This window comes from Nocardia aurea (assembly GCF_003123685.1).
GTDB lineage: Bacteria > Actinomycetota > Actinomycetes > Mycobacteriales > Mycobacteriaceae > Nocardia > Nocardia aurea.
Window position 1 is genome coordinate 39350 of the sequence record NZ_QCYJ01000005.1, and the last position, 23761, is coordinate 63110.

At 67.6% G+C, this 23761-nt stretch carries 21 protein-coding genes; 11 read left to right on the forward strand and 10 right to left on the reverse strand.

Translation table 11 applies throughout. From position 1 onward, the window contains the following. Positions 1 to 16: 16 nt before the first annotated feature. Complete coding sequence (locus DAT37_RS00915) at positions 17 to 1282, reverse strand: aspartate kinase (protein WP_109522741.1); 1266 nt, start codon at positions 1280 to 1282, stop codon at positions 17 to 19. Between the two features lie 218 nt (positions 1283 to 1500). Between DAT37_RS00915 and DAT37_RS00920 the strand changes: the two genes are divergently transcribed. Further along, complete coding sequence (locus tag DAT37_RS00920; protein ID WP_109522742.1) at positions 1501 to 1911, forward strand: YjbQ family protein; 411 nt, start codon at positions 1501 to 1503, stop codon at positions 1909 to 1911. Here DAT37_RS00920 and DAT37_RS00925 read toward each other — a convergent pair whose 3' ends face one another. Further along, the gene (locus tag DAT37_RS00925; RefSeq protein ID WP_109522743.1) at positions 1912 to 2487 is read right to left on the reverse strand and encodes a dihydrofolate reductase family protein; all 576 of its coding nucleotides are present in this window, start codon (positions 2485 to 2487) and stop codon (positions 1912 to 1914) included. It lies immediately after the preceding gene. 58 nt (positions 2488 to 2545) lie between these two features. Between DAT37_RS00925 and DAT37_RS00930 the strand changes: the two genes are divergently transcribed. From DAT37_RS00930 to DAT37_RS00945, 4 genes are all read left to right on the forward strand, one after another. Then, complete coding sequence (locus DAT37_RS00930; RefSeq protein ID WP_109522744.1) at positions 2546 to 3175, forward strand: TetR/AcrR family transcriptional regulator; 630 nt, start codon at positions 2546 to 2548, stop codon at positions 3173 to 3175. A gap of 30 nt (positions 3176 to 3205) precedes the next feature. Continuing rightward, on the forward strand, positions 3206 to 3397 hold the full coding sequence (locus DAT37_RS00935; RefSeq protein ID WP_109522745.1) for a DUF1918 domain-containing protein: 192 nt from the start codon (positions 3206 to 3208) through the stop codon (positions 3395 to 3397). A 166-nt stretch (positions 3398 to 3563) separates the two neighbouring features. After that, positions 3564 to 4019, forward strand: a complete 456-nt coding sequence (locus DAT37_RS00940; protein WP_109522746.1) for an SRPBCC family protein — start codon at positions 3564 to 3566, stop codon at positions 4017 to 4019. 76 nt (positions 4020 to 4095) lie between these two features. Beyond that, a complete protein-coding gene (locus DAT37_RS00945) occupies positions 4096 to 5304 on the forward strand; it encodes a low temperature requirement protein A (protein WP_109522747.1) in 1209 nt (402 codons plus the stop codon). A gap of 6 nt (positions 5305 to 5310) precedes the next feature. Here the strand turns inward: DAT37_RS00945 and DAT37_RS00950 are convergent, their stop codons facing one another. The 4 genes from DAT37_RS00950 to DAT37_RS00965 form a co-directional block, all read right to left on the reverse strand. Continuing rightward, on the reverse strand, positions 5311 to 6159 hold the full coding sequence (locus tag DAT37_RS00950; RefSeq protein WP_109522748.1) for a hypothetical protein: 849 nt from the start codon (positions 6157 to 6159) through the stop codon (positions 5311 to 5313). Between the two features lie 129 nt (positions 6160 to 6288). Continuing rightward, entirely contained in the window at positions 6289 to 7911 is a 1623-nt protein-coding gene (locus DAT37_RS00955) for a GMC oxidoreductase (RefSeq protein WP_109522749.1), read from the reverse strand. A 108-nt stretch (positions 7912 to 8019) separates the two neighbouring features. Next, positions 8020 to 9675, reverse strand: coding sequence for an alpha/beta hydrolase (locus DAT37_RS00960; RefSeq protein WP_232839416.1), 1656 nt, complete (start codon positions 9673 to 9675; stop codon positions 8020 to 8022). 106 nt (positions 9676 to 9781) lie between these two features. Beyond that, complete coding sequence (locus tag DAT37_RS00965) at positions 9782 to 10549, reverse strand: sulfite exporter TauE/SafE family protein (protein WP_109522750.1); 768 nt, start codon at positions 10547 to 10549, stop codon at positions 9782 to 9784. Positions 10550 to 10817: 268 nt separating this feature from the next. On the opposite strand from DAT37_RS00965, the gene leuA reads away from it, so the two are divergent. Both leuA and DAT37_RS00975 read left to right on the forward strand, forming a co-directional pair. After that, on the forward strand, positions 10818 to 12611 hold the full coding sequence (gene leuA / locus DAT37_RS00970; RefSeq protein WP_109522751.1) for a 2-isopropylmalate synthase: 1794 nt from the start codon (positions 10818 to 10820) through the stop codon (positions 12609 to 12611). 292 nt (positions 12612 to 12903) lie between these two features. Further along, a complete protein-coding gene (locus DAT37_RS00975) occupies positions 12904 to 14595 on the forward strand; it encodes a MinD/ParA family ATP-binding protein (protein WP_232839417.1) in 1692 nt (563 codons plus the stop codon). A gap of 47 nt (positions 14596 to 14642) precedes the next feature. Here DAT37_RS00975 and DAT37_RS00980 read toward each other — a convergent pair whose 3' ends face one another. Then, a complete protein-coding gene (locus tag DAT37_RS00980; protein ID WP_109523193.1) occupies positions 14643 to 15539 on the reverse strand; it encodes a LysR family transcriptional regulator in 897 nt (298 codons plus the stop codon). A gap of 123 nt (positions 15540 to 15662) precedes the next feature. Here DAT37_RS00980 and DAT37_RS00985 point away from each other — a divergent pair, with 123 nt between their 5' ends. The 4 genes from DAT37_RS00985 (at position 15663) to DAT37_RS01000 (ending at position 21845) form a co-directional block, all read left to right on the forward strand. Further along, entirely contained in the window at positions 15663 to 16763 is a 1101-nt protein-coding gene (locus DAT37_RS00985; RefSeq protein WP_198654034.1) for an EamA family transporter, read from the forward strand. 884 nt (positions 16764 to 17647) lie between these two features. After that, positions 17648 to 19324: a hydroxysqualene dehydroxylase gene (locus tag DAT37_RS00990; RefSeq protein WP_288049784.1), complete on the forward strand. Its 1677-nt coding sequence runs from the start codon at positions 17648 to 17650 to the stop codon at positions 19322 to 19324. A gap of 548 nt (positions 19325 to 19872) precedes the next feature. Next, positions 19873 to 21138: a Mur ligase family protein gene (locus DAT37_RS00995; RefSeq protein WP_109522754.1), complete on the forward strand. Its 1266-nt coding sequence runs from the start codon at positions 19873 to 19875 to the stop codon at positions 21136 to 21138. Then, on the forward strand, positions 21135 to 21845 hold the full coding sequence (locus DAT37_RS01000; protein WP_109522755.1) for a type 1 glutamine amidotransferase: 711 nt from the start codon (positions 21135 to 21137) through the stop codon (positions 21843 to 21845). Before DAT37_RS00995 ends, DAT37_RS01000 begins: the two co-directional genes overlap by 4 nt. 3 nt (positions 21846 to 21848) lie before the next feature. Here the strand turns inward: DAT37_RS01000 and DAT37_RS01005 are convergent, their stop codons facing one another. From DAT37_RS01005 to DAT37_RS01015, 3 genes are all read right to left on the reverse strand, one after another. Next, positions 21849 to 22223: a type II toxin-antitoxin system VapC family toxin gene (locus DAT37_RS01005; protein WP_109522756.1), complete on the reverse strand. Its 375-nt coding sequence runs from the start codon at positions 22221 to 22223 to the stop codon at positions 21849 to 21851. Continuing rightward, entirely contained in the window at positions 22220 to 22474 is a 255-nt protein-coding gene (locus DAT37_RS01010; protein WP_232839418.1) for a type II toxin-antitoxin system Phd/YefM family antitoxin, read from the reverse strand. Before DAT37_RS01010 ends, DAT37_RS01005 begins: the two co-directional genes overlap by 4 nt. A gap of 70 nt (positions 22475 to 22544) precedes the next feature. Then, positions 22545 to 23759, reverse strand: coding sequence for a zinc-binding metallopeptidase family protein (locus DAT37_RS01015; RefSeq protein WP_232839419.1), 1215 nt, complete (start codon positions 23757 to 23759; stop codon positions 22545 to 22547). Positions 23760 to 23761: the final 2 nt, after the last annotated feature.

The following is a 23761-nucleotide window of genomic DNA, read 5'->3' on the forward strand; positions in this document are numbered from 1 at the left end:
CGCGGTGTCGCGCCGCTCAGCGGCCGGTTCCGGCGTGCACGACGGCGACCTCGTCGCCGCCGAGATCGAACGCCTTGTGCAGCACCTTCACCGCTTCGTCCAGCTCGGTGTCCTTGACCAGCACCGAGATCCGGATCTCGGAGGTGGAGATGAGGTCGATGTTGACCCCGGCCTCGGCCAGCGCCTCGCAGAAGGTGGCGGTGACGCCGGGATGGCTCTTCATGCCCGCGCCGACGAGTGACACCTTGCCGATGTGGTCGTCGTAGAGCACCTGGGAGAAACCGATCTCCTCCTGGCGCGCGGTGAGCATCTCGACGGCGCGCGCGCCGTCGGTCTTGGGCAGGGTGAAGGTGATGTCGGTCTTTCCGGTCTCCACCTTCGAGATGTTCTGCAGGACCATGTCGATATTGACTTCGACGTCGGCGACGGCACGGAACACCTTGGCGGCGTAGCCGGGTTCGTCCGGCAGTCCGACCACGGTCACCTTGGCCTCGCTGCGGTCGTGCGCGACGCCGGTGAGGATTGCTTGCTCCAAGGGGATGTCCTCCATCGATCCGTAAACGTAGGTGCCCGGCTTGTCGGTGTAGGACGAGCGCACATGGACGGGCACGTTGTAGCGGCGGGCGTACTCGACGCACCGCAGCATCAGGACCTTCGCGCCGCAGGCGGCCAGTTCCAGCATCTCCTCGTAGGAGACCTGGTCGAGCCGCTGCGCGTCCGGCACGATCCTCGGGTCCGCGGTGTAGACGCCGTCCACGTCGGTGTAGATCTCGCACACATCGGCTTCCAGCGCGGCGGCCAGCGCCACCGCGGTGGTGTCGGAACCACCGCGCCCGAGTGTGGTGACGTCCTTGCTGTCCTGGCTGACACCCTGGAAACCGGCGACGAGGACGACCAGGCCCTCGTCGAGGGCCGAACGCAACCTGCTCGGGGTGACGTCGATGATCTTCGCGTTACCGTGCGCGCCCGTGGTGATGACACCCGCCTGCGAACCGGTGAACGAGCGGGCCTCCGCGCCGAGCGAGTGGATGGCCATGGCCACCAGCGCGTTGGAGATGCGCTCACCGGAGGTGAGCAACATGTCCATCTCGCGGGCGGGCGGCGACGGGGCGACCTGCTGCGCCAGATCCAGGAGTTCGTCGGTGGTGTCACCCATCGCGGAGCAGACGACCACGACGTCGTGGCCCTGCTTCTTCGTTTCGACGATCCGTTCAGCGACGCGCCGGATACGCTCGGCGGTAGCCACCGAGGATCCTCCGTACTTCTGAACAACGAGAGCCACGACAGGGTCCTCCACGATCGACGATCAGCTGCTGACAGCTGTTCAGACTACCGGCAGAAGCCTCGCGAATCTGTGCCTACCTCTCGGGCAGTCCTCGTCGCGCCTGCCGCGACCGGGTCTTTTCCGGCCTTCGATATCGCAAAGACTCACTGGTACTTCATGTTCTGAAAGCCCGCGCCGTGACACCGACGCGGACCGGAGTCGAGGAGAATGCTGTTATGAAGAGCACGGTGCTGAATGTGCGGACCGGGGGTTCGGAGGTCGTCTTCGACCTCACGCCGCAGTGCGCGGCGTTCGTCGACGGGGCGGGTGACGGACTGCTGAACATCTTCGTCCCGCACGCGACGGCGGGTATCGCGATCATCGAACTCGGCGCGGGCAGTGATGACGATCTGCTGGCCGCCCTCGGCGATCTGCTGCCCGCAGACGATCGCTGGCGGCACGCGCACGGTGCGCGCGGCCACGGCCGCTCGCACGTGATGCCCGCGCTCATCCCGCCCTACGCCACCGTGCCCGTGCTCGCGGGCAGGCCGGCGCTGGGCACCTGGCAGTCCATCGCGCTGGTCGACCTCAATGTCGACAACCCCGACCGCCAGGTGCGCCTGTCCTTCCTCACCGACGCGCGCTGATCAGGATCTGGTGAACCAGGTCACCTGGGCGCCGTTGCCGAATTGCTCGCGCCGTGTCGGTGTGAACAGCGTGGGGTCGAATGTCCCGGAGAAGGCCGATATCCCGCTGCCCGCCACCACGGGATAGCTCTTGATGATCAGCTCGTCGATTTCGGTGAGCAGTTGTCCGGCGAGCACACCGCCGCCGCAGAGCCAGATATCGAGGCCCTGCTCTTTCTTCAGTCCGCGCACGAGTCCGAGCGGGTCGGATTCGACCAGTTCGACGTTCGGATCATCGATCCGCCCGAGCGTGCCGGACACGACGTACTGCTTCATATGGCTGTACGGACTGGTCACTCCCGCCGACAGCGCGGGTTCGTAGGTGCCGCGGCCCATGAGGACCGTGTCGCAGCGCCGGTTCGGCTGGTCGACGGCCATACCGACGTGACCGCGCAGATGGGTGGGTACGAATTCGGGATATTCCGCGTTGGTCCACGCGCCCATCTCGGCGTCCAGGGGATAGAAATCGTATTCGCCGCCCGGACCGGCGATGTAGCCGTCGAGCGAGACACCCACGTAGTAGACGAGTTTTCGCATTCGGATACCACCCAACCTGTAGTACTCTATCTGGAGTGGTTTAAAGATAGTACTACAGATGGAGTGGTGTCAAGTGCGGACCAACCCGGAGCGACGGCGGGCGCTGATCGATGCGGCGATCGAGGTACTGGCCGCCCAGGGCGCGCGCGGGCTCACCTTCCGCGCGGTGGACAAGGAGGCGGGCGTGCCCGCCGGTACCGCGTCCAATTACTTCGCCAACCGCGACGACCTGCTGACCCAGGCGGGCGCACGGTTCTACGAGCGATTGCAGCCGAGCCCGGAAGTGATGGCGAAGGTGACCGAGGGGCCGAAGACCCGGGCGAACATCACCGAACTCATGACCGACGTGGTCGGGCGGATCGAAGCGTTCAGCACCGGATACCTCGCACTGCTGGAACTGCGCCTGGAGGCCACCAGGCGACCGGCGCTGCGCGAGGTGCTGACCGAACGGGTCCGCGCCGATCTGGAATTCAATGTGCGCAACCATCTCGACGCCGGGATGCCGGGTGACGAGCAGACGGTACGTCTGCTGTACCTGGCGCTGAACTGGCTGATCCTGGACCGCCTCACCCTGCCCGGACTGTTCACCGAGGAACAGGGCGCGGCCTTGATCGAGGACGCGGTCCATCGACTCGTCGGCCCGGAATCGAAAGACGAGCCACATCACAGCAGGTCGAACGGGTTGTGACCCGCGTCACTCACGGTCGATAATGGGGTGATGATGGCGAATGTCGGAGACCGGCTGCACGTGCACGGGCACGTGGTCGGACAGCGTGACCACCAGGGCGAGATCATCGAAGTGCGCGGCAGGGGCGGATCACCGCCGTACGTCGTGCGATTCGACGACGGACACGAGTCACTGATGTACCCCGGACCCGACGCGATCGTCGAGCCTGCCACCGCCGACTGACGGCATGTGCCCCCGATGATTGGCGCCGTTCTCTGTCCCGGCGCACTTCGGGCGACATCACTACCGGTCGGTAGAGCCATACTGGAACCGAATAGCCAGGTTGACGGATGTGAAGACGGCTGTGCAGAATCGGCCGAGTTGATCCGCCGGGGGGTGGAGGTATGGCATGCGCACGAAAATCGACATTCACTTTGTCGTCGACATCACCCCGGCACAGGTTCTAGAGGCCCTGGCGGCCACCGAGATGTTCCCCGAGTGGTCCACCTACCACGACGCGCGCGTGGCGACCCGCGACGAGCAGGGCAGACCGCACCGGGTCTACGTCACCGCCGACGTGATGGGAAGTTCCGATCTCCAGGTCCTCGAATACGAGTGGACCGAATCGCGCTGCGCCTGGCAGGTGGTCGACAGTTCGCGCGGCATCGGCGGCGACGGCTGGTTCCAGGTCGCGCCGGGCCCTTCCGGAACCAAGGTCTGGTACCACGTCACCGTGCATTCGCGGATTCCGCTGCCGGGGCTGCTGATGAAGCGCACGGTCCAGCGGTGGCACGAGACCGTGGTCCAGAATTTCATCGAATTCGCCGAGGCGTACCCCGAGCCCAGGGACTACCAGATGATGTGACCGGAATCGTCCCGACGATTTCGCCGAGGGAAAACCTCGGTCGCCGACCCGGTCCCCGGATGCGACGATATCCACCATGATCGGTAGCAAGAGGATTCGGTTCCAATCGCAGGCCGAGAACGGCGCGGTCACCCAGCTCGAGTTGTTCTTCGATCTCGTCATCGTCTTCGCGTTCACCATGGTCACCGATCTCGCGGCCCACGAGACCACGGCTCAGAACATGCTGCGCGCGGTGCTGGTGCTCGCGGTCATGTGGTGGGTGTGGATCGCGTATTCCTGGCTGGGCAATGTGGTCAAGGCGGACGAGGGTTTCACCCGCGTCGCGATGTTCGCGGCGATGGGCGGTGGCCTGATCGCGGCCATCACGATCCCCGAGGCCTTCCGGGATCTGCCCGGCGGCTGGTTCGGCCCGCTGGTGTTCGCGATCGCCTATCTGGTGACCAGGATGATCCACGTCGGAGTCTTCTACTTCGCCAGCGCCGAAGATCCTCAGCTGCGCGGTCAGGTCACCCGCTGGGCGCTCGGCTCCATCACCATCGGCACCACCCTGCTCGTGATCGCCGCGATGACCGACGGGCGCGTGCAGACCATCCTGTGGATCGCCGCGATCGCGGGCGACATGCTGTGGACGATCCTGGCGGGCGAGGACTGGCGGGTGAATTCCGCCGGCCATTTCGCCGAGCGCTACGGACTGATCATCATCGTCGCGCTGGGCGAATCCATCGTGTCCATCGGCATCGGGGTCGCCGGGCTACCGATCTCCTGGCCGATCGCCGTCGGATCGTTGCTCGGCCTCGCGATCGCCGGACTGCTGTGGTGGGCCTATTTCGACGTCGCCGCGCTGGCGGTGGAACACGAACTGAAGCGCGCGACGGGTCAGCGTCAGATCAAGATCGCCCGCAACTGCTACACCTATTGGCATTTCCCGATGATCGTCGGCATCATCGGCCTCTCGCTCGGCCTCAAAAAGGTGCTGTACTACGTCGGCGACGCCTCGGACCACACCCTGAAGGACGCGCTGTACGGGATCCCGCTGTTCGCGCTCTACGGCGGCGTCGTGCTGTACCTGATCGCGCTGGTGGGCTTCAAACACTATGCGACAGGCCAGATCACGGTGCCGCGCGTAGTCGCCGCCGTGGCCTTGCTCGCGCTGATACCGCTCGCGTGCGCGCTACCGGCGCTGGCCTCGCTCACCCTGTTGTGCGCTGTACTCGTGGTGCTGATCGTCTGGGAGACAAAGCGTTACGCGCGGCCGCGCGAGGAGATCAGGCACGGCGCGCACTGACCGGCGTCACGGATTGCTCGACTGCTGCATGAGCAGGTGCCGAACCCTGCGCTCGTGCGGGGTGTGGCCGTAATAGGACGGCTCGACCCGCACGCCGTCGCGCACCGCCGTCCTGATCTGGTCGACGTTCTCGCGGATCATGTCCGAGACCAGTTCGTCGGTCCTCGGATCGGCGAGTACCTGGAAGACGATGCGGAAGGTGGTGTCGGCGACCAGTCGCATGATGTCCTCGTGGAAGGGGATGTAGCGGACCTTGCCCGCGGCCGGATCCTTCTTGATGAGTTCGACGATCATCTCGTCCATCTCCGACCGGTTCTCCTCCAACGCGGCGGCGATATTGCGGGTGTAGTGACCGGTGCGCAGCACATGCGCCACCTCGTCGAGTACGGCGATCGTCATCGGCCGCTTGATCACGTCGACGATGGTTTTCACGAAATGGTTGACCACCGCGGCGGTCACCCGGTCACCGAGCGCCCGATCGGCCACCCGCCCGAGCCGCACCGCGATGACCACGATGCGCAGCAGCCGGAAACCGCGGAAGAACGGGCTGGTCACCGGGATCATGCCGAGCACTTCGTACCAGTAGACGAACGGGAAGGTCCACGGCCAGCCCGCGCGACGCCAGCGCCACAGGAATTCCGCGGCGAAGATCCCGCAGATGACCCAGTCGGTGACCACGACCGTGTGGTAGACGGTGTCGGACACCGTGAAGAAGCTGACCCAGACGACCAGCACGAGCGAGACGACAGCCAGTGCCAGCATGACCAGATCGGTCCACAAAGCGGGCCGCTTGTCCGCGGCCCGGGCCGGATCCGACGCCGCGTCGACATTCGACGGGGTGGTAGAAGCTGCCACAGGAGGATCCCTTCAACGCCGAACGGTCAGCCGAGAGTAGCCCGCCGCGGCGGCCCGTACCGGCGTACACGCACCATATCCACCGTCCACGCGGCGAATCCGATCAGCGGCCCGCGGGGGCCGAAGGGCTCAGCGACCTTCCCGGATGACGGCCTCGATATTGCGTTCGGCAAGGGCGGTGATGGTGAGCGACGGATTGACCGTGCCGGTGCTTCCCGGTATCGCCGCGCCGTCCATGACGTAGAGACCGGGATGGCCGTGCACCCGCCCGTACCCGTCGGTGGCCTTGCCGAGTACCGCCCCGCCCAGCGGATGGGCGGTGAACATCGCGTTGGCGTCGTAGCCGAGGGCGCTGTATTCGACGAGGGCGTCCGCGGCCTCGGCGACTCGGCGATCGACCGCGCGGGCCACCGCCGTGGTCTCCTCGCGATTGCGCACCGACCAGGACAGCCCGACCGAATCCGAGCCTCGGTCGTAGCCGAATCGGGTGCGAGTGGAGTCGAGCACCATGCCGAGGGAGGCGAGCGCGCCGGTTTCGAAGGGGATGCCGGGGATGTACCAGTTCTCCAGGGTCACCGGCGCGGTGCGCTCGTCGAAGATCCGGCTCGCGCTCGGCACGCCCTGCCCGAAACCGCCGACGGCGCTCGCGCCGCGGGCCAGCACGACGTCACCGTTGGTGCCCCAGCCCGCGCCGATGTGCTCGTTGAGATTCGGCAGCGTGCCGGTGGCCTGGGCGCGTACCAGCAGTTCGGAGGTGCCGATGGAACCCGCGCCGAGGAAGAGGCGGTCGCAGGTCAGCGTGCGGGTGCCGAGCCGGTCGCCGGTGGGCGACAGTGTGGTCACCGTCACCGTGAAACGTCCGCCGGACTCCTGGGCGATGCTGTCGACACGGTGGCCGGGGAAGATCGCCGCCTTCCCGGTCTCCCTGGCGTACCGCAGGTAGTTCTGGTTCAGGTCGAATTTCGCGCCGTTGGAATTGCCGAGATTGCTGCGCGCCACCGTGGCCGACGCACGGGTGGCCCCGGCGAGTTCGGCACGAAGCACATCCCAGGTGAAGATCGAATCGTTGGGCAGCGGTTGATATCCCGCCTTGCGCACCTGCGCGTCCCACGCCCTGGAGTGCGTGAAGGGTTGGGCGGCATAGAGATCGGCGGGAATCGGGTCGAGTCGCAACATCTGCCTGACCCGGGGGTAGTAGACGCTGTCGAGTTCCCCGTAGTCGGCGACGCCGCCGAAGACGTGATCGAAGAACCGGCGTTCCGGGGCGACCATCGCGCCGGTGAAGATCACCGAACCGCCGCCGACCGCCGCGGCCCGCCACACATCGATGCCCGGGTAGGAGGTGCAGTCGAGCACACCGCCGAAACTGGCGAACTGCATCGGGACCTTGGTGACGCCGGTGAAACTGGTGCGATGCCAGAAACCCCGGCCGTCGGGTAGGTCGTCACCGGTGAAGATCTCGCGCCACGGATCGTTGGGCCACTGCGAGCCCCGTTCGAGCACGGTCGTGGCGACACCGGACTGCGCCAGCCGCAGCGCGGTGACCGAGGCCCCGAATCCGGAGCCGATCACGATCGCCGGGGAATGCTCCGGCGGATCGGGCAGCGTCGCGAAGATCTCGGGAACCCACTCGCGGAACAGGTTGAACCAGAGCGGATCCGCCGCCGCCGGGCGAGTACCGAGCACGGAACCGCCCGCGGCTCCGAACAGCGCCGCCGCGCCCGCCGCCCGAAAGAAGGCGCGTCTATCCACCGGCCACCTCCCTCATCACGCATGGCCGAGGCGCAGATTACCGGTATTTCGGCGTACAAACCACACCGATCGCGGCCGAAGAACACCGCGACGGCGGTAATTACACGGTCAGCGGGCGAACGGTGCCGAATCGGCCGAACAGGTGGCGCCGGGAGCCGGGAGTTGCAGGTCGATCAGATAACGCTCGCGGAGGTGGCGGGTGCATTCGTCGGCCGGTTCGTGGCCGTAGCCGTCGGAGATCACGACCAGGCGCGCGTTCACCATCGCCTGCTGCGCGCGCTGCGCGAACAGCAGCGGCGTCGCGGGGTCGAAGCGGTTGTTGATCAGCAGCGCCGGTTTGTCCGAACTCAGCGTCCACGGGCCCGCGTAGCGCTGCGGGTATCCGGTCGCGGGCGCGGGCCACGCCGCGCAGGGCTGACGCAGATACAGCCAGAAACCGCTGAAGGTCGGCGCGCTCGCGGCGAACCGGCTCGCCAACTGCGGCCAGATCTCCGGCTGACGGGGCAGGGTGTTGTCCGCGCAGGAGATGGCGGTGAAGGAGTCGAGATAGTCGAAGTCGATGGCGCCGGCGGCCAGGATCGCGCGCACCGCGCCCGCGTCGCCCGAGGCGCCGTGTTCGAGTTCGGTGAGTAGTTCGCCCAGCGCGGGCCAGCCCTTCTCGTGGTCGTACAGCAACAATGCCTGGGCTTGGACGGCGTCGCTGTAGGTCACCCGCACGGCGGTGTCACCGGACCCGACCGAGACGGGCCCTTTCGCCAGCGCGTCGAGCAGCGCGTCGTAGCGCGGGCGCAGATCCGCACTCGACCAGCCCGACGCCGAGCGCTCGGCGAAACCGGTCGCGGTCGATATCGGTGATTCGGCGAAAGCGCACGCGCTCCTGTTCGCGGCGCACAATCGCAGGAATTCGTTGAGGACGTTCTCGCCGCCGGTCGCGGTATCGAGGATCGCGGCGGTGGTGTCGCGCGTGTAGGCGTCCGGGTCGATCATCGAACTCAGTTGCAACGCGCGCACGCGGTCGCCGAAGAGCGCGCCGTACACCTGGCCGAGATAACTCGCGTACGAACTGCCCTGAAAGGTCAGCTGGGACTCGCCGACCGCGCGGCGCAGCAGATCCAGATCGCGCGCGGCGTCGACGGTGGTCAGATGCGGCAGCAGCGCGGCGCTGTGCGCGGCGCAACCCGCCGCGAGATCCCTGGCAGCCCGCTCGGTCGCGGCCTGCTGTTCGACGGTGACCGGCGGGATCGTCGCACCGGTCCAGAATCCGCGCTGGTCGTCCTCGTCGGTGAAACAGCGGACGGGTGCGCTGCGGCCGACGCCGCGCTGGTCGAAGGTGACGACGTCGAATCGGCGGCTCACCTCGCCCGAGAACATCGCGCCCTTCGCCGCCCAGTCGAGGCCGGATCCGCCGGGACCGCCCGCCGCCGCGAACAGGGTGCCGACCTTGCGGTCCGCGTCGGTGGCCCGCTGCCGGACGACGGCCAGGTCGATGGTCGCGCCGTCGGGCCTGGCGTAGTCGAGCGGCACCGTCGCGGTCGCGCAGTCGTAGCGGGTCAGATCCGGGTCGGCGCACGCGGTCCATTCCAGGTGCGGGGTCGCGGCGGCGTCGGCCTGCGCGACGAGTTCGGCGACCGCGGACTCGTGCCCGGCGACCGGGCCGCATCCGCTCACCGCGGGCAGGACGGCGATCAGGGCCGCGACGAGCGACACGGTCGAGCGACGCGCGATCCGGCTACGCACGGTCGCCCCGGCGTCGCGGGTCAGCACGGTCGGACACCTCGGCGCCGCAGGTCGTCATCCTCGGTGACGAATTCAACCCCGAATCCTCCTTCGCCCGGTGTCGTCGGTCGGCCGGACCGCGCCGCACGGCGACTCACGAGGCGAGCAGCCGGATCACCGCGATCGTGCCGACGACGACGATCACCGCGCGCAGCACGGTCGGCGACATGCGCCTGCCCACCGTAGCGCCGAGTTGCCCGCCGATGATCGAACCGACCGCGATCAGCGCGACGGCGGTCCAGTCGACGTCGGCGACCACGATGAAGATCAGCGCCGATACCGCGTTGACGATCAGCGCGAGCACATTCTTCACACCGTTGAGCCGCTGCATGTCCTCGTGTACGAAGACGCCGAGCAGCCCGATCAGCAGCACACCCTGGGCCGCTCCGAAATAGCCGCCGTAGATACCGGTCGCGTAGACCGCGGCGAGCAGGATCGGCCCGCCGTGTTCGGGCGCGGGACCGCCGTCGCCCTCGCGTCGCTGTTTCACCCAGCGCGCCAGCCTCGGCTGCACCATCACCAGGATCAGCGCCGCGATGATCAGCACCGGCACGATGGCCTTGAACGCGTCGGCGGGAAGGGTCAGCAGCAGCACCGCGCCGGTGATGCCGCCGAGCAGGGACGCGCTGCCGAGCGTGAGCAGTCTGGCCCGCTGGCCCGCCAGCTCACGGCGGTATCCGATGACACCGCTGATCGAGCCGGGAACGAGTCCGATCGTGTTCGACACATTCGCGGTGACCGGCGGGAGCCCGAAGGCGAGCAGTACCGGGAACGTGATCAGCGTTCCCGATCCGACGATGGTGTTGATGCCGCCCGCCGCGATACCGGCGGCGAGGACGGCCAGCATTTCCAGCCAGGTCATGGTGAACAGTTCCTTCGACGTCCCGCCGGATGAGTACCCGTACGAGCGTTCAGTTCGGACGTCGAAACGCTAACCTCCCACGACGGACGATCCGACGACGGGGACCTGCGTTGGCTCGTTGATTGCGGCGCGGTAAACTGGCCGACATCATGCTGCGGGCGCTTCTTCTCGAACGCCGCGACGGGGTCTGATCAGACCGGCTCTCCGTCGCGGGGTTTTGCCGCGCCGGTCGACCCACACGGGATCCACCACACCCTGGAGAAATCGCATGTCCCCCGCTGACGCCTTCATTTCCGGCACGCGCACCATTTCGGCCCCGTCGAAAGCCGCGCCCGTCGACCAGCCCGCCTGGAACACGCAGAAGAACTCGTCCATGCCGACGTTCCGGTACCGGCCGTTCTCCGAGGAAGTCGAGCCGATCACCGTCGCCGACCGCACCTGGCCGGACAAGATCATCGATCGCGCCCCCGGCTGGTGCGCCGTCGACCTGCGCGACGGCAACCAGGCACTGATCGATCCGATGAGCCCGGCCCGCAAGCGCCGCATGTTCGACCTGCTGGTCCGGATGGGCTACAAGGAGATCGAGGTCGGTTTCCCGTCGGCCAGCCAGACCGATTTCGATTTCGTGCGCGAGATCATCGAAGACGGCGCGATCCCCGACGACGTGACGATCCAGGTGCTGACGCAATGTCGCGCCGAACTGATCGAGCGCACCTTCGAGGCGTGCGCGGGCGCGACCGATGTGATCGTGCACTTCTACAACTCCACCTCGATCCTGCAACGCAAGGTCGTCTTCCGCGCGGACCGCGACACGGTGAAGAAGATCGCCACCGATGCCGCCACGCTGTGCCTGGAAGTGGAGAAGCGCTACCCGGACACCAACTGGCGCTACGAGTACAGCCCGGAGTCCTACACCGGCACCGAGCTGGAATACGCCAAGGACGTCTGCGACGCGGTCACCGCGATCATCGCGCCGACGCCCGAGAAGCCGATGATCATCAATCTGCCCGCGACCGTCGAGATGGCGACGCCGAACGTCTACGCCGATTCGATCGAGTGGATGAGCCGCAATCTGGCCCGCCGCGAGTCGATCGTGCTGTCGCTGCATCCGCACAACGACCGTGGCACCGCCGTCGCCGCCGCCGAACTGGGCTACCAGGCGGGCGCCGACCGCATCGAGGGCTGCCTGTTCGGCAACGGTGAGCGCACCGGCAACGTCTGCCTGGTCACCCTGGGCATGAACCTGTTCTCGCGCGGTGTCGACCCGCAGATCAACTTCTCCGACATCGACGAGATCCGCCGCACCGTCGAATACTGCAACCAACTGCCCGTGCACGAACGCCACCCCTACGGCGGCGATCTGGTCTACACCGCGTTCTCCGGTTCGCATCAGGACGCGATCAACAAGGGCCTGGACGCGATGAAGGCGACGGCCGACGCCGCGAACGCCGATGTCGACGACATCGTGTGGGAGGTGCCCTACCTGCCGATCGATCCCAAGGATGTCGGGCGCACCTACGAGGCCGTCATCCGGGTCAACTCGCAGTCCGGCAAGGGCGGGGTGGCCTACATCATGAAAACCGATCACGGCCTGGTGCTGCCGCGCAGGCTCCAGATCGAATTCTCCCAGGCGATCCAGAAGATCACCGACGGCGAGGGCGGCGAGGTGACGCCCAAGGAGATGTGGGACGTCTTCTCCGAGGAGTACCTGACCCCGATTCTGCCGCTGGAGCGGATCCGCCAGAAGGTCACCGCCTCCGAGACCGACGGCGGCGTCGACTCCATCACCGCCGTGGTGAAGGTCGACGGCGTCGAGCAGGAGATCACCGGTTCCGGCAACGGACCGCTGGCCGCGTTCGTCGACGCCGTCGCCACCGTCGGCTTCGACGTGCGGGTGCTGGACTACTCCGAGCACGCCATGTCCGCCGGTGACGACGCGCAGGCCGCGGCCTACGTCGAATGCGCCATCGGGGACAAGGTCGTGTGGGGCGTCGGCATCGCCACCTCCATCACCACCGCGTCGCTGCGCGCCGTCGTCTGCGCGGTCAACCGGGCACGCTGAGCACCGCGGCCGAGTAGGCTCGAGGGCCGGACGTCACGCCTGCGGGCGAGGTGATGTCCGGCCCTCTGACCTGCTGGGGGAGAACGACAATCAGTGAATTACCACGACCGGGTGAACAGTCGTGGCAACCTGCGCGTCCGCCGGAAGACCGCGACGCGGGGCCGTGAACCCCGTGCTAGCGTTGGATTCGCATTCAAGCGCCGAGCTCTCTGCTCGCTTCCGAGCAGATGGGGGAACTGTGACAAACAACGACCACAACCCGACTTCGCCGCCCTGGCTGCAGAGTCATTCGGTGGATACGGCCGAGGTCACCGGCGATTCCGCGAGCGGGACCGCGGCGCACGACGATTCGCCCGAGTCACCCGCAGCCGAGTCCACCGCCGAGCGCGGGCAGGAACGACCGGAGGCCGCGAGCCGGGAAGCCGAGGCGGCACCGCAGCCCGAGGACCAGTACGCGGGCTATTCGACCGGCCCCGCGGACCAGAATGCGTACGCGCCGCAGGGTGGTCCCCAGAGTTACGGCGCAGGCGAAGGTTTCGCGCCGCCGGCGGAGCAGGGTTACCCGCAGCCGCCGTACCAGGGCGGACCGTATCCGTCGGCGCCCTATCAGGGCGGCCCCGGCCAGGAACAGCACAGCGGCAATCACCCGATCCACCAGCAGGGTCCGCAGTACGGCGAATACCGTCAGGAGCCCGGCCCCGATCCGCGCGGGCCGCAACAGTATCCCGAAGCCGGTCCGGGACAGGAACCGCAGAGCGGCCCCATCTACAGCTGGGCTCCGCCGCCGCCTCCGGCCCAGCAGCCGCCCCCGCCCCCGATGTACCCGTCGCCCGGTGGGCCCGGTGGGCCGAATCCTCTCGGCCCCATCCCTCCCGGCCCCAGCGCACCGGGTGGTTTCAACGCGCCCCCGAACGCCGCCGGGCCGATGGGCCAGACCGGCCCCGGCCAGGTGTGGCAGGGCGGACCGCCCGGATACGCGCCGCAGCAGGGGGCGTTCCAGCCGCAGCATATGCAGCAACCAGGTCAGCCCGGTCATTCTGTCAATGATCTGAACCTGCTCAAGCGAGCCAGGCGCGCCCCGCGCAGCGGCTGGCGGCGGGCGTTGCACAAGGCGTCCGGCGGTGCGATCAATCCGGGTGAATCCTCGGCCGATATCGTGCACCGCGATCTGGTCGACCGGGTGAATCAGCCTGTGCGCGGCGACTATCGGATCGCGATCCTCTCGCTCAAGGGCGGCGTCGGCAAGACGACGACCACGGTGGGGCTCGGCTCCACCTTCGCGTCGCTGCGCGGTGACCGGGTCATCGCGATCGACGCCAATCCCGATCTGGGCACCCTCGCGCACCGGGTGCCGCGGCAGACCCGGTCGACGGTCCGCAATCTGCTCGAGGACCAGCAGATCTCGCGGTACTCCGATGTCCGGGCACACACCTCGCAGGCGCCGAGCCGCCTGGAAGTGCTTGCTTCGGAACAGGATCCGGCCGTATCGGAGGCGTTCAGCGAAGCCGACTACCGCAAGGCCATCGGCATACTGCAATCCTTCTACAACATCATCCTCACCGACTGCGGTACCGGACTGATGCATTCGGCCATGTCCGGCGTGCTGGACATGGCCAGTTCGCTGGTCCTTGTCACCTCCCCCGCCATCGACGGGGCGCGCAGCGCGTCGGCGACCCTGGACTGGCTCGAACACCACGGCTACAACAAACTCGTCGAGCGAACCGTGGTGGTGGTCAACGCTTCTCGGCGTGGCGCCTCCACCATCGACCTCGAACAGCTGCGCAGGCTGTTCCTCGATCGCACCAGGGCGGTGCAGGTCGTCCCCTTCGACGATCACCTGGCCGAGGGCGCGGAGATCGACCTGGAACTGGTCAGCAAGCCGACCCGGCGCGCCCTGCTCGAACTCGCGGCGATGGTCGCCGACGATTTCGGCTACATCGGCGCGCAGCAGTACCGGCAACAGGGCCCGCCCGGCGTGTACTGAGCGCGGTTCTCGCGAACGGCCCGGCGTCTCGAATGCCGGGCCGTTCGCTATTTCTCGGTGACCAAGGCCGCCGCGGTGCGGAAGGCCCCGAGTACCGAGGCGATCGCGGGCCGCTTCCCCGCGTGCGGACGCGTCGCCAGTTCGTAGGCGCGCGCCGCACGGACACCGGAGAGCCGTAGCACGGCGAGACCCGGGTGCACGACGGCGAAGCGCGGCATCAACGCGACGCCGTACCCGGCCGCGACCACCGTCTCGATCACACGGAAATCGTTGAGACGCTGAACTACTCGTGGTTCCACCCCCGTCACCGTCGCGATCGAGCGCAGGACGTCGTCCACCGGGAATCCGCCGCGGACGCTGATCCACGACTCCTGCGCCAATTCCGCCGGGGTCACCGAGGATTTCCCGGCCAGCCGATGGGTCGGTGCGACCACCACGTCGATCGGCTCGCGCATGAGCACCCTGGCCGCCACGCGCGCGCCCGAGACCGAAGGCGCGCGCTCGTCGCGGTGAGTGAGCACGATGTCGTAATCGGCCAGCAACCGGGAGACTCCCGCGGGCGGCACATCCTCGTCACTGGCGAGGACGTCGACGCCGCTGTCCGCCATCGCGGTGAGCACATGCGGCAGCAGCAGCGCCCCACCGGACGGGAACACCGCGACCCGCACCCGCCCGCGCGGTGACCCGCGATAGTGCGCCATCTCCGCCACAGCCCGGTCCATGGCGGCAAGTACCTCGTCGGCACGGACCACGAGGGCGTGTCCGGCGTCGGTGAGCCGGACCCGTCTGCCGTCGGGTTCGAGCAGGGCGACGCCCGCCTCCCGCGCCAACACCTTGAGCTGCTGCGACACCGCCGAGGGGGTCATCGACAGCGCCGAGGCGACCGCGCCGACGGTGCCGCGATCGGCTAATTCGCGCAGGACACGCAACCGTTCCACCGACATCGCGCTGCCGGACCGTTCCGTCATCACCCTCCCGCCACCGCCGCTGAATGTGAAGCACCACTACATGGATACTCCATATTAATTCGATTGTTCTGATCTATCTTCGATCCGACGATGGGAGGCGTGACCACCCGCGACCGATTACTCGGACTGACCGTCGTCCTGCTCTGGGGCCTGAACTTCCTCGCCATCCGCGTCGGCCTCGATCACTTCCCGCCCTTCTTCTTCGCCGCGCTGCGATTCGCCGTCATCGCGATCCCCGTGCTGCTGTTCGTCCCACGTCCCCGAGTGAAATTGCGCTGGATCCTGCTGTACGGCACCGGTTTCGGCATCCTGCAATTCGCGTTCCTGTTCACCGCGATGCGCACCGGCATGCCGACCGGCCTCGCCTCGCTGGTACTGCAATCCTCTGCGCCGTTCACGGTGCTGCTCGGCACGGTCTTCCTGCGCGAACGGATCCGCCCGGCGCAACTCGCGGGAATCGGCGTCGCGCTGACCGGAATGGCCGTCATCGGCTGGGACCGCCTCGAACACGCGACCCTGCTCCCGGTGCTGCTCACCCTCGCGGGCGGACTCGGCTGGGCCTTCGGCAATATCGGAGCGCGCATGGCCGCCAGTACCTCCCCCGGCTTCGACCCGCTGCATCTGACGCTCTGGATCGCGGTGGTGCCCCCCGTGCCGCTGCTGTCGCTGTCCGCCGCCACGGAAGGCCCCCTCACCGGACCGCGCGCTCTCGCCGCCGCGTTCTCCGGCACCGGCTGGCCCGCCCTGGCGGCCCTGGCCTACATCGCCGTCCTCGCGACCATCGTGGGCTCGGGGCTGTGGACCTACCTGATGGGCCGCTACCCCGCCGGCACGGTCGCCCCGTTCTCCCTGCTCGTCCCCGTCGTCGGCATCGCCGCCGCGTGGGCGTTCCTCGACGAGACACCCACCGCCACCTCGCTGGTCGGCGGGGTCGTCGTCATCGGGGGTGCGTTCGTCGCCACTTCCGCGCGGTCGCCGGGGGCGAAGCAGGCTGTAGTCCCGGTCGCCGCTGTAGTCCCGGTCGCCGCCGTCGCACCGGCCACCGTCACCGTCCCGGCCACCGCCACCGCCGTCATCCCGGCCACCGCCGTCATCCCGGCCACCGCCGTCATCCCGGTCACCGCCGTCATCCCGGTCACCGCCGCGGCCACGGTCCGCGCGGTGGCACCGGTCACCGCGGCGGTACCGACTTCGGCGTAGTACTGGCCCCCGCGACAACACCGACCTCAGCGATAGCTACCGGCCTCAGCGATAGCTACCGACCTCAGCGATAGCTACCGGCCTCGGCGAACACCCGCTGTCAGCCGATGGAAGAAGGTGGCCGCTGTGCGGGCGGCATGCCGACGGACGGAGTCACCACCCCACCGATGTCGGTCGGCGGGCTCGACGCGGTTGGCGCACCCGCCCCGAAGTGGCTCGCCCCGAACGATGCACAGGGCCGATAGCGCACAGACCGGCGACCGCTTCGCCCGGTCCGGGCAACCGGGACCATTCGGCGATCTCGGAAACCGACGACTGTTCCCGAGTCGGTCGGGTGGTGGCACTCTGGCGTAGCGCTTCACGAGGCCGCCGCAGCGGATCGGGCGGCGCACCGATGTCGGTCGCCGCACCGATGTCGCACACAGCCGACGACGGTCGCCGTCGTGGATCAAAACGGATCGCACCTGGTCAGCGTGCCGAAGTCCGTTGGCAGCAGGGCTCGTACGGATCGCCGATCAGCTCGCCACGCACCTCACCGAGGTCCGGCGAACCGTCCGTCGCACGGGTTCGCACCGAGCGAATGGCGCGAAGTCGCCATGGGGCGCGACGCACGGCGGTACTCTCTGGACGCCCGTACTCGCGCGGCCCGTCGACGCTTCATACCGACGGTGGCCCGCGGGCGGCGTCCGGGGTTGGGTCGGTCGACTCGGAGTCGCCACTTTATGGTGGGTGCGGCGGTGCAGGTAGGTCCCCCGAAGGCTTAGGCAGCAGAGAAGCGCATGGCAGACAAACGATGGGCCGTCTCGCGGAGATCGATGATTCGCGGCACGGTGGCAGTGGGCGTTGCTGGAGTCGCGACAGCAGGCGGTTTCTCGGCAGGCGCGATGAGACCGGCCTCGGCGGGCGCGCAGCCCGGTCGACGAGTCGCGGTACTCGGCGGTGGGGTGGCGGGGTTGACCGCCGCCCACGAACTGGCCGAACGCGGATTCCAGGTCACCGTGTACGAGCGACGTGCCATCGGAGGGAAAGCGCGGAGCATTCCCGTGCCCGGCACCGGCTCCGGCGGGCGGCCCGATCTGCCCGGCGAACACGGGTTCCGCTTCTTCCCCGGCTTCTACCAGCACATTCCGGACACCATGCGGCGCATTCCGTTCGCGGGCAACCCCGACGGCGTCTGGAACAATCTGCTCGCCGTGCCGGAAGCCCGTTTCGCCCGGCGTGACGGCGACGACTTCCGCACGCTGCCGCTCGGCCCACGCGCGCGCACCGAACCGACACCCGAGGCATTCCTCGAGACCGTCGGCGCGGCGATCTCCACCTCGCTGAAACTGCCCGCGCCCGAAGGGCTGTGGTTCGCCAATCGCCTGCTCGTCTTCAACACCAGTTCCGATGCCAGGCGGCTCGGTCAGTGGGAGGGAATGGCGTGGCACGACTTCGTCGGCGCGCACCGTCGTTCCCACGAATTCCGAGCGTTGCTCTCACGGGCACTGACCAGCATCATGGTCGCCGCCAAGGAGGATGTCGCCAGTGTGCGCACCATCGGCACCATGGGCGAACAGTTCCTCGGCAACCCGTTCGAAGTCGGTAACGACGGCGCGCTCGACCGGGTGCTGAACGGGCCGACCAATGCCGCGTGGATCGACCCGTGGACCGAACGTCTGCGCGCACTCGGGGTCGAATTCGCGCTCGGCGCGGAAGTTCGCGGGCTGGAGGTGCGCGACCGCAGGATCGCGGGGGCGCGCATCGTCGACGCGGCCGGGGCTCGCACGGTGGAAGCCGACTATTTCGTCGTCGCGCTGCCCGCCGAGATCGCCCGCACCCTGTGGTCACCCGCCGTTCTCGAATTGCAGCCGGAACTGGCCTCGATGGACCGGCTTTTCGTCGACTGGATGACCGGTATCCAGTTCTACCTGCGCACGCCGTCGGATATCTCGCGGGGCCACACCGCCTATATCGACGCGCCGTGGTCACTCACCTCGATCAGCCAGAATCAGCACTGGTCACGCAAACTGCCACAGTACGGCGACGGCACCGTGCGGGACTGCCTCTCGGTGGACATCTCCGACTGGAACACCCCCGGTGTGCTCTACGGCAAGACCGCCAAGGAGTGCAGCCCCGACGAGATCGCGCGCGAGGTCTGGGCGCAGATGCGTCAGCACCTCGACGACAACGGTGAATCACTGCGCGACGCCGATCTGCATTCCTGGTTCCTCGATCCCGGAATCACCTGGAATGCCGCCCAAGGCCGCAACACCAACGCCGATCCGCTGCTCATCAATACCGCCGGTTCCTGGGAGTACCGCCCCGAGTCGCACGGCGCGATCGAGAATCTGTTCCTCGCCGGTGATTACGTGCGCACCAACGTGGATCTCGCCACCATGGAGGGCGCCAACGAATCCGCGCGCACCGCCGTGAACGCCCTGCTCGACGTCGCCGGATCGAACGCGGCACGCTGCCGCATGTTCGAGATGTACCGCGCCGTCGAATTGGAACCGCTGCGCCAGATCGATGCCGACCGCTACGCCACCGGACAACCCAACCTGTTCGACCGGGCGGTGTGAGCGGTCATTCGCTCCGAACCGGGCACACGGTAAGCCGAACACCCGGCGACCGCCCCGACGGCTCGCTGGACATCCCGCCCTTCTCCACACAGGCGTGATCTTCGTCATTTTCGGCCGAAGCGAGACACCGCGCGTCAACGACCGCGCCCACCCCGTCCATGACGCCGATCACTTCGACCACGGGTGGCTCCTAGCCATCACCCCGATCCTCGCGATCGAGATCGACATCGAGCAGATCTTCTTCCACTGCGCCGAGCCTTCCTCCGCCGCCACGTCCGGAACCCGACAGGTGACGCTTCACCCCCACAAGAGCCCAGTTCACGCCCGATCTCCCACCGCAGATCGCGACGCACCCCACCACTGGCGCGAGCCCGACGAGCGCTCGGTTCGCGGCCCGTCTCGCGTCCGAGCGGTCGAGACAATGCGACGCAGTCGCGAGTATCGACCGCTCGGACGCGAGACAACAAGGGGCCGCGAACCCGCGGCCCCCGGGCCGCCGAATTACAGCGAACCCGCGGCCCCGGCCGCAAATAACCTAAGCTCACCGCGTGGCAGAGATTTCGGTGCGTGGGCGTATCGCCCTGCGGGCCGCGGCGGCAGCGTCGTGGGCGTCGCAGCGAGCGGGTCGCGGCAAGGGGTCGATGATCGGCGGGCTGATCGCGCTGAAAATCGATCCGTCGATCATGGATCAGCTGGGTCGTGGCAGGCGCACGGTGCTGGTGACCGGAACGAACGGCAAGTCCACCACGACCAGGATGACGACGGCGGCGCTGGCGACCTTGGGCGAGGTGGCCACCCAGGCCGACGGCGCGAATATGGATGCCGGGATCGTCGCCGCGTTGAGCGCGCATCCGGGTGTCGAGTTGGCGGCGATCGAGGTGGATGAATTGCATCTGCCGCATGTGACCGATTCGCTGGTTCCGGCGGCGGTGGTGTTGTTGAATCTGAGCCGCGACCAGCTGGATCGAGTGGGCGAGATCAATATGATCGAGCGCCGACTGCGGGCCGGGCTGGCGAAACATCCCGATACCGTGGTGATCGCCAACTGTGACGATGTGCTGGTCGCCTCGATCGCCTACGACCACCCGAATGTGGTGTGGGTGGCCGCGGGCGGCGGCTGGGCCATGGACGCGACGAGTTGTCCGCGCAGTGGTGAGCCGATCGTGTGGGAGGGCGCGCATTGGCGCAGTACCGGCACCGATTTCGAACGGCCGGAACCGAATTGGTGGCTCGATGGCGAGGAGTTGCGCGGCCCGGACGGTATCCGTTTGCCGTTGACGCTGGCGCTGCCGGGCAAGGCGAATCGCGGTAACGCGGCGCAGGCGGTGGCCGCCGCGGTCGCGCTCGGCGCCGATGCCGGGCAGGCGGCCGCGGCCGCGGGGACCGTGCGTGAGATCGCGGGCCGCTATCGGACCGTGCAGGTCGGCGAGCACGCGGCTCGGCTGTTGCTGGCGAAGAATCCGGCGGGCTGGCAGGAGGCGCTGTCGATGATCGAACCGTCCTCGGCGGGGCTGGTGATCGCGGTGAACGGGCAGGTGCCCGACGGCGAGGATCTGTCCTGGCTGTGGGATGTGCGTTTCGAGCATTTCGAGGGCGTGCAGGTGGTGGCCTCCGGTGAGCGGGCCACCGATCTCGCGGTCCGCCTCACCTATGCGGGGGTGGAGCACACGACCGTGGCCGATCCGAAGCGGGCCATCGCGTCCTGTCCGGCGGGCCATGTGGAAGTACTCGCGAATTACACCGCGTTCCGGGATCTGAACCGCGACCTCGAGGCAGTGACCAGGGTGACGAACAGCAGCGAGCGGAAGTCATGAGTGAATCGACCGTGCGGATCGGGCTGGTACTGCCCGACGTGATGGGTACCTACGGCGACGGCGGCAATGCGTTGGTGCTGCGTCAGCGGGCGCGGATGCGCGGCTACGACGCCGAGATCGTGGAGATCACGCTGCCCGATCCGGTGCCCGAATCGCTGGATATCTACACCCTCGGCGGTGCGGAGGATTCGGCGCAGCGGTTGGCGACCCGGCATCTGCAACGCTATCCCGGTTTGCAGCAGGCGGCCGCGAAAGGTGTTCCGGTTCTTGCCATCTGCGCCGCGATCCAGGTGCTCGGCCACTGGTACGAGACGTCCACCGGCGAACGGGTCGACGGTGTCGGCCTGATCGATGTCACCACGTCCCCGCAGTCCAAACGCGCCATCGGCGAGGTCACCACGACCCCGCTGCTGCCCGGCCTCACCGCCGCACTGACCGGTTTCGAGAACCACAGGGGCGGAACGAAACTCGGCGGCGACGCGACGGGTCTGGCCCGCGTCACCCGCGGGGTCGGCAACGGCGTCGGCGACGGTCTGGAGGGCGTCGTCCAGGGTTCGGTCCTGGGCACCTACATGCACGGCCCCGCCCTGGCCCGCAACCCGGAACTGGCCGATTTTCTGCTGCGCCGCGCTCTGGGCGTCGATGAACTGGCCCCTCTCGATCTCCCCGAGGTGGACCAGCTCCGCCGCGAACGCCTGCGCGCCTGATTTCTAGACGGCCAAGATCGCGACGTCGTATTTCTGACAGTAAGGATCGCGGGTCGCGAACGTCAGCCCCTCGCACTGTGCCTGCGCGACCAACATCCGATCGAACGGGTCACGGTGCAAGGGTGGCAAGCGCCCGGCGACGATCGCGTGTTCGTGGCTGATCGGGAGCGCGAGAAAACCGCTGTCCCTGATGCGTTCAGGAAGGTCACCTGGTCCCGCGAGTTTCCCTGTCGCCTGCTTGATCGCGACCTCCCACAGGATCGCGGCACTGAGGTACACATCCATATCGTGGTCGATCCGATCCACGATGTCCGACGACAGTGCGGGGTCACCGGTCAACCACCAGAGAACCACATGGGTGTCGAGAAGAAGACTCATGGCATCAGACCGAAATCGTCGGCGATCGAGGCGTTGGTCTCGTCGGAATCCCATTCCGGCCCGAGCACGAGATGTCCACGCAACGACCCACGCCCACGGCGGTCGACACGGCGGATGAGCGGTACAACCTTCGCGACAGGATGGCCCGCTCGGCTGATGACGATCTCCTCGCCTTGTTCGACTCGCTCGATTATCCGCGACAAATTGGTCTTGGCCTCGTGGATGTTGAACTGCTCCGCTGCATCACCCACCACACCACCTCCTTAGCTAATAGCTTAGTCCGATCGTCGGCGCATTGCGATGGAACGGCGAGAACGTCGCTCAGACCGCCGCGGTCGCGCAGAGTTCGTGGACCAGGCGCATCTTCTCCAGGACCGGTTCGGGGAGGACGAAGGGGTAGAGGTCGGGATGGCCCATCGAGCGGTTCACCATGTTCAGCGACCAGGCCAGGGGCAGCCACTGGTCGATGATTTTGTCGAATCCGGCGGGTCCCGGCTGCGGCCGGTCCAGGGTCGCGCCCGCGGAGGCGATGCCGAACGCGGCGGCCGTGTCGAGGGTGTCGCGGATGTGCAGGTAGTGGGCGAATGTCTCGGCCCAATCCTCGGCGGCGTGCATGGTGGCGTAGGAGGAGACGAAATTCGACTCCCAACCGGCGGGCGCGCCGTGGGAATAGTGGTGGTCGATGGCCGCCTGGTAGTCGGCGTCGGGATCGCCGAACAGATTCAGGAAGCGTTGCCGCGCTTGGTCATCGGCGACGAGCACGGTGAAGTAGTAGTGACCGATCTCGTGCCGGAAATGTCCGAGCAGAGTGCGATACGGCTCGGCCATCTCGATGCGCAATTGCTCACGATGCGGATCGTCGGCCTCGGCCAGATCCAGGGTGATGACACCGTTCTGGTGGCCGGTGAACACCTTGTCGATCTTGCTGGACAGCAGGTCGAAGGCGAGTCCGGTGTTCGGATTCTCGTCGCGGCCGACCAGCGGGAGACCGAGTTCGGCCAGTTCTACGATCAGACGGCGTTTGGCGGCCTCGGCCTCGGCGAAGGCGTCCAGCCCCGCGATATCGGCGTCGTTCGGCCTGGTGCGCGTCAACCGGCAGGATTCGCACAGCGCGGGACCGGTGCCGTACACGGCGGGCGGGGCCGGCTCGATCACTTCCTGTCGGGTCGTCGACCCTCGGAACCGCGCGCGCAACCGCTGGGCCCGCGTGAGGCGTCCCTGTTCGGGCGCCGAACCCGACGGGTTCGGATCGAACTGCGCGCCGTTTCCGCCATCGGAGACCGACTGCCCCGCGGGCTCGGTGGGGATCTGTACGAGCCAATTGCATTTGGCGACATGCAGATTGTCGCAGAGCCGGTAACGCCGACCGTCGACCTCGCCGCTGAGGTTGCCGTTGTCACCGGTCGGGACGAAATCGGCGATGACGAGCAGGGTCCGCAGCGCGAGACTGAAACCCAGTGGGCTGGAACAGGAAAGGCAGACCGAATTCTCGAACGCGAGTTGTTGACCGCAGTTCGGGCAGGTGAAATCACGCACTC